The organism is Xenorhabdus beddingii, assembly GCF_002127545.1.
Taxonomy (GTDB): Bacteria; Pseudomonadota; Gammaproteobacteria; order Enterobacterales; family Enterobacteriaceae; genus Xenorhabdus; species Xenorhabdus beddingii.
The window spans coordinates 135911-142923 of sequence record NZ_MUBK01000005.1; the positions used below are offsets into that span (position 1 = coordinate 135911).

5 protein-coding genes and 1 pseudogene are annotated in these 7013 nt (G+C 39.4%); 2 read left to right on the top strand and 4 right to left on the bottom strand.

The annotated features are described in order from the left end of the window. Positions 1-3: 3 nt before the first annotated feature. A complete protein-coding gene (locus Xbed_RS05085; RefSeq protein WP_086111846.1) occupies positions 4-783 on the bottom strand; it encodes an L-threonylcarbamoyladenylate synthase in 780 nt (259 codons plus the stop codon). Positions 784-827: 44 nt separating this feature from the next. Further along, positions 828-1313 carry a YbhB/YbcL family Raf kinase inhibitor-like protein gene (locus Xbed_RS05090; RefSeq protein WP_086111847.1) on the bottom strand — a complete coding sequence of 162 codons (486 nt, stop codon included), beginning with the start codon at positions 1311-1313 and terminating at the stop codon, positions 828-830. A gap of 342 nt (positions 1314-1655) precedes the next feature. Between Xbed_RS05090 and Xbed_RS05095 the strand changes: the two genes are divergently transcribed. Next, the gene (locus Xbed_RS05095) at positions 1656-2891 is read left to right on the top strand and encodes an MFS transporter (protein ID WP_086111848.1); all 1236 of its coding nucleotides are present in this window, start codon (positions 1656-1658) and stop codon (positions 2889-2891) included. A 194-nt stretch (positions 2892-3085) separates the two neighbouring features. Here Xbed_RS05095 and Xbed_RS05100 read toward each other — a convergent pair whose 3' ends face one another. Further along, positions 3086-4027 (bottom strand): siderophore ABC transporter substrate-binding protein, encoded by a 942-nt coding sequence (locus tag Xbed_RS05100; protein ID WP_086111849.1) that lies wholly within the window; start codon positions 4025-4027, stop codon positions 3086-3088. A gap of 640 nt (positions 4028-4667) precedes the next feature. Further along, the gene (locus Xbed_RS05105; RefSeq protein ID WP_086111850.1) at positions 4668-4931 is read right to left on the bottom strand and encodes a helix-turn-helix domain-containing protein; all 264 of its coding nucleotides are present in this window, start codon (positions 4929-4931) and stop codon (positions 4668-4670) included. 1117 nt (positions 4932-6048) lie between these two features. Between Xbed_RS05105 and Xbed_RS20120 the strand changes: the two are divergent. Continuing rightward, a pseudogene (locus tag Xbed_RS20120) lies at positions 6049-6397 on the top strand (Arm DNA-binding domain-containing protein); the annotation flags it as partial. Positions 6398-7013 lie beyond the last annotated feature (616 nt).

Consider the following 7013-nt stretch of genomic DNA (forward strand, 5'->3'; position numbering starts at 1 on the left):
ATATCAATAGTAGTTGCCGTGGCGGTAATCCCAGGTCGTGAAAATGTCAGACATCATCGCCATGATCTTATTCACATCCAGCCCCTTGCGAATCAATACCGGACACGGAGTAATATCGCGCTGACCCTTTTGCGACGGTACTAATTTACCACTGTCATCGACCATGGAAACCATCACACCCTGTTCATAACGGGTTTGATCCGTTTCATTTGGCTGGATAGATTTAACATAGTCATTAGCCGAAATAATCAGATCCGCCCGCTCTTCGATCCGCTCGCCGATACATTCAACCAACCCACGATTGCCTTTACCGGATGGGTTAGCTGAACTGGCAAAAGAAAACTTACCGTATTTCTCCCACAGCTCTTTCGCCAAAATTTCACCGGGTTTACCAAATTTAATCACAAAACAGCTCGTACCACGCTGATCCATCATCAATTCTTTGGAGCCATCATCAGGGATACGGGCTACCGCTTCTTCTTTCCAAGGCAGGATACAGCCCAACAATACATCTTCATCCCAATGTCTTTGATAAAGTTCTTCAATTTCCGCATTAATCTGGGCCAACTCTTTCAACTGCTCCAGAGATCCACACAAAACAACACCGGGTTTATTGCGGTTACGCTGTTTAGCTTCGAATTTGCGCTCCAGACCTTGCGCATCGGATGTCATGATAATGTAGCCAACTTTGGTTGGGCAGACGATCATTCCTCCGTCATGAGAGAGGATCTCTACCGCTTCCTGCTGTAAGCCATTGTTCCATTGAATTTTTTTGTTGTTCATATTGATCCCCTTGATTAGAAACGGAAGAATTATTAATCAATCAGTTAACGCTGGTAGTAACCGGTAATGGACGCTGTCGCCAGGGTATTGGCCTGGATCATAAAACGCGCAACCGCATTGGTTGTTTCCGCATCAACGCCCAGTTTTTCTACCGATAAGGCATGTACAGTGAAAATATAGCGATGCGCTTTATCTCCCACCGGAGGGCAAAAGCCACCGAAACCAAACAGACCATAATCATTTCTGCTTTGGATTGTCCCCATTGGCAATTTGCTGCCATCGCTTTGCCCTGCATTTGCAGGTAAGGCTTGTGTTTCAATGGGGAGATCAAAAGCGACCCAGTGCCAAAAACCACTGCCTGTCGGGGCATCAGGATCATAGACTGTAATAGCAAAACTTTTGGTTCCGGCGGGTGCATCAGCCCAAGTCAGTTCGGGGGAACGGTTATCACCATTGCCACCAAATTCATTAAATTCATACTCTTTTTTCAAGAAGTCATTATTCTTAAATTCAGTTGAACTGATAATCATGCCGATGTCCTCATTGAATGCTTTTGAAACATCCTAACGCAGTTTTTCCACGCTGCAAGAGCAGGTTATGGTTTTGATTGATTGTTTCAGTTTGGGAACAATAAGTGAGTTGTGAAGCTATTTTAGCTTCATATATGTTTGTTCAATGATCAGCTTATGCAAAACTTCCATAAAAAAACAACCCGTTTCATTTTCAGTTATTTTTTTCTTTTAAATTCATCATTATTCTTAAAAACACTTAATATTAAATCGTTAACTTAAAGAAAATATAAGGTAACTATAAATAATTAGCGTTAGACTATTGCGGCTATCAATATGAACATGTCAGGAATAATATAAACAATGACAAGTGATTTCTGGAAAGTGCGCTATGCTGAATCGCTCTATATACTCTCATCGCGTATTTTTATTGCTATTGTGACACTTTATCTTCTGAGAAGTGATAGCATATGGCTATCATCCTATTTTCTTTTCTTCTATTTTATGTCAAAAAGTCTATTTGGGATCTTTTTTGCACATAAGTTTGAAAAATCAGAAAAAAAACGATTTCTTATCCAATTGATATTTTTATTTATAGGCATATCACTGGCTACTATTATGTTTAACTCCATGAAAATAAGTTCATTGATATTTATGTTTATCGTTATTGGTATTGGTTTTGTTGAGGCGTTTTTTGTACCTGTTGTGAATGCTTTTATTCCCGCTATAGTGGAGAATAACGCTATCGTCGAAGTATTTAGAAAAACGTTTTTAATTCAATCAGTAAATAATTTATTTGGCATCGCTATTGGCATGGTGGGATATCAATCCATTGGATTTGAAAATATGATATGGAGCATTGTAATGCTCTCATTAATTTCTTTGATTATCCTGATTTCTTTAGATTGTAAAGGTGCCCCATTTTTTTCCGAACAATCTTTTCCCAACAATAGCTTGAAGGATTCGATAGCAATATTTATGAATTATCGTTTTGAACCTTGGTGGGCTTTTTGCTCGATGATAATCAATATGTTTCTGGTTTCATTTTCATCACTGATCATTCCTTACTTTATCGTTAAAATTGCAGAAGGAAAACCTATCTCAATGGGTTTAATTGAAGGATGTGCAGCGGGAGGCGCTATTTTTTCATCATGTTATTTTCAAAAGAAAGTTGAATCAATTATTGGAAAAGCTCAGTGTGTTATCTTTTCTTTCTTTATGATAGGATTTTGCTTTTTTCTGCTGTCTTTTACCCATGAAATTTTTATTTGGAGTCTTCTGGCATTTGTGATGGGAATGGCAATAGTGATGAATAATGTTAGTGTAGAATCAAGCCGGTCCATCGCCATCCCAGAAAAAAATCGGGTAAAAATTCAAACTATCCACAATGCCCTCATTGGGATTGGTAATCCCCTTGGCTTATTATTTATTCCCTTTATAATGACAAACTATGGATACATATTTACATTAATCATTTCTTCTTCGATTGTCATCGTCGTTGCTATTTTTGTCCGTTTTATTCCTCTTTTTTATGAGTTATTGACTAGCACACAAGATGATATTGCTAATTTATATGAAAAAAAATACGGTGATTTATGAATACATTATCAAATATTTCACGTTATTATGAAAGACCAGAAGATAAGAATAAAATTTATTGCTTTTATATATCCTAAAATTATCATAGATAAACCAAACATATCTATTATGTTAATAAATAATAGATTCACCCAATAATCTAAATATCCAGATTACCGGGTGAATTCAAGGGAAATAAATATTAATCTGTGAAATTACAATGCACCAGCAACCGCATTGACTTGTTGTGTCATGCTGGTCAAACCGCCACCTGACAAATACCAAAGATCAGATTGTAAATACACTATCTTACCGTTTTTATAGGCATTAGTGGATTTAACTTGATCACTTTCAAACTGCGTTTTTTCCAACTTACCGGCTCCGATTGCTTCACTACGGTCGATAATAAAAATCACATCAGGATTGGCTTGTGCAATCATATCCGCCGTCACCACTCGGCTTTTGCTGTCTGATTTAGCTGGCAATACTGCGCGAGGGGCCTTAATCACATCGTAAACAATAGCTGAATTATTAGGGTATAACTCACCCGCATTATGCAGTAATACCAATACCTTACTGTTCACCGCTTGCGCTTTTTCTTGGGCAGACGCAATAGTTTTTTCCAAATCAGCAGCCTGTGCTTTCATTGCATCCTGCTTATTGAATAATTCACCCAATAACTTAAGATTGCTATCAACAGATGAACGATAATTTTTATTGTCCGTGCTTAAATCAATGGTGGGTGCTATTTGTGACAAACGATCATAAAAAGAACCTTGGCGCCCGGTAATAACAATCAAATCTGGTTTTATTTCTGCTAATTTTTCCAAATTTGGTGTTTTCATTCCCCCTGCATTGTGCATATTTGCGGACACGCCACTACGCACATATTCAGGTACATTATCGATGGGTAATGCAATCACTCGATCGGATAACCCCAATTTTTCCATTGAATCATAGGTTCCGAAATCAAACAAAACGACCCGTTTTGGATTCTTTTTAACCTGAGTTTCACCGGAGAGATGCTTCACCGTCACAGAATCACCAGACTGAGCTATGACTGAATTGGGTGTAACTAATTCTGATGATTGACTGAATGCAGAGTAGCTGGTGGCAGAAAGCAGTGATGCAATAACAATTGGCAGGATCTTTTTCATCGTGACACCTGGATTTAAGCATATTGAGTAAGAAGTGACTCGCATTCTAAGTGGCAATACTAATATGTCAATCAAATAAGAATAAATTTGATATTGATTCTTATTTATTTTAGGTAGCTTAGCCACGATCTCAATCAAGCGAATAGCCCCCACCTATGAACTGACCCCATAAAGTTGGATAAAGTCGCGACTAATACAAATTAACAAAGGTGGGACTTCGGTCCCACTGATTTGTCAGTATCCATATAGGTTTAGAAAGATTTCTCTCAATTTCTAGAAAATAAGATATTGATGAATCACTTGATTTTACTGAGTGAAGGGCATAGAACACAATACTTAATTAATTGATATTAAATATAAATTTTTATTCTATTTTTAATTTTATACAATTTACTATACAACTTACTTTGTGCTAAGAAACATCACCGATCTCATTATACTGTTGGTATAGTTAAGACCTATGATCCGTGCTTCCATAATAAAACGAGGTTAGTTCGCTAACCGTTCCAGCCCTATGAAGAGGTTACAACGTATTACGTCAGAAGTTATTAAGATAGTAGTGACGACTGTCTCTGCAAGTGAGAAGATACCCCGTTACGGCTATCTTCCCGATGATTTTTAAATGGAGGACTGACTACTTTTATAGTGATTTATCTCGAATCTTTCGTTCAATAAGTTTCCCGCTCCGATCAAAATAGCGACTCGGCCAGATTTCAGAGGGATGGATTTCAAGATAGTTAGCAATAATCCACTCACCTTTAGGCCACTGCCTACTGAGTGCATTTGCTAATGTTGATGAACTGAGTCCCGCTTCACGAGAGACAGCCGCCAAGGTTGTACCACGTTTACGTAATGCAGCAATAATGTCGGCCTGATGCCAGTCATTTCTAACGTTATTATTCATTCCTGCTACCCCTTCCATTAATTAATATTGATGGTGGTGATTCAGACAGGGTTAGCAGACCGGCGCTTACTCCGGCGAGGCCGAAGCCTCCCCTGCCTGAATCACCATTGAAAGGGCGAATGCAGGCACACTGGTAAAAATTCTTACCAGTGTATAAGCGCGCACCTTGACCATTAGATTTTGCTAATGGCGGGGTTACTTTAACTGATTGTTTTATCTGACTCAATAACCGAACAACTAAGTTTAACGGTTATAAATCCGTGTAATCTAACGCCCCGTTCATCACACTACTTAAAATCCATTGGAACTAGCGTCCTAACCATTGGACGTTTAAAACCATTTTTCAGGTAAAGGCTCAGCGAGTGTTGTCCCCATTCATCGCACAAACTCAGGGGAGAATACGAAAGGCTAAATCAATCTTTATTGTTTGTTCTCGTTCGTGATCGCTTCGCTATCCGCATTTCTCCTGTAATTTTCAGATCATTTTTATTTATTTCAAAACATTCCCTGCGTGTCGGTTCAGGTTCACCGCTCCTTGGTGCGTCAGATAATGTGTAGCAAGGCGAGGTTTATGTTGAGTTTTTGCAGGAGTTCGCGATGTACTCAGTACGGCGATGGAGTACTCCCCGTTCAGTGCCTGATTTCGGTCAGGATGAACGCCTCATTATTTGACGTGGTGTGATTTCTCCTTTTTTACTGCATCGACCTATTGCAAGGCATCGGGTTAAAAATAAACGGAATAAGTGGATTAAGGCAGAAAAATGCCTGTGAAAGTGTCTGTCACTCAGTAATACAAGGTTCAAAGTGTGCGTAAAGCCAGTCTGGCTGTGCTCTGGACGTTGGCTGCCCGGCAGCGTCACTTGGTAATCGCTACGCTCATGCACAAGTGACGCCGCACAGTTTTCGGGATGTTTGTTATTCTTGATAAGCGTGTAGTTGAATATCGTACCGATGAAACATAATCATGTAGTGATGTTTATTGGTACTTATTATTTTTCTGATTAAAATCAATATTGTATTTACCTTATTCACTGTGGATTGTTTCAGTGTTTATTGACGTTTATCTACTATTACATCACACTTTGTATAAACATTTGCGTAAATAATTTTGGCGATCATGGCTAACGAACTAAATAAACTTAGTGACAAAAAACTTAAAGCTTTACTTGGTAGAGAAAGCAATAAGATAGAATTTTTTGCCGATGGTGCTGGGTTGAGTGCAAAACTATCTAAAGTTGGTGGTATTAGTTGGGTCTTTACATACCGACTTGATGGAAAGAAACTAAGCCGTCTCACCATTGGGCGCTATCCTGATATGCCTCTCAAGCAAGCCCGTGAAACGCGGGATAAATGCCGTAACTGGTTGGCCTCCGGTAAAGATCCAAAGTTGCAATTTAACCTAACGATGCAGGAATCATTAAAGCCCGTCACGGTAAAAGACGCTATTGAATATTGGATCGATGAAAACGGTATCGGTCGGAACATGGCAGATAAAATTCTGCGGATAGTGAGTGATAAGCCGGTGCATAAAAAAACCGGAGAACTTTCATCGTCAGACGATGGGTTATGTGTCCAACGATATCTGCTTCCAAAAGTGTGCAGATGTACCGCAATATTGCTCTCCCTTTCAGGTTACGGGAGTTTTGTTTCGCCACCCGAAGGCGATCCTGACAGGCGATGGATCGTTTTTGTAGAAAAGAATATTAACGGTTAGGTTGGCTGGCGTCAAACCGTGGCTGTTCCCGTCATCCGCATTTTTCCCTGAATGCCCATGCAAATTCCGCCCATCCCCCCACATTCCGCCAAAATCAGACAAAAACCGGACTTAATTGGTTAATTAATTTTATTGATATTTATGTACAATAAACCACCTTGACTGATTGAACATGCATTTTCTATCAACTTTATCCCTAAGTTACCGATTCATTATTCACCCAAACATTAGAAAGAAAATACAACATAATGCAAAACAAAAAAGAATCCCTGTACCTGCAAGAACTGGCCTACCTGCGGGAGCTGGCGCGGCGGGTGGCGAAAGCATCCCCGCATCTGGCGGATTTTCTGGACACGCCCCATGACCCG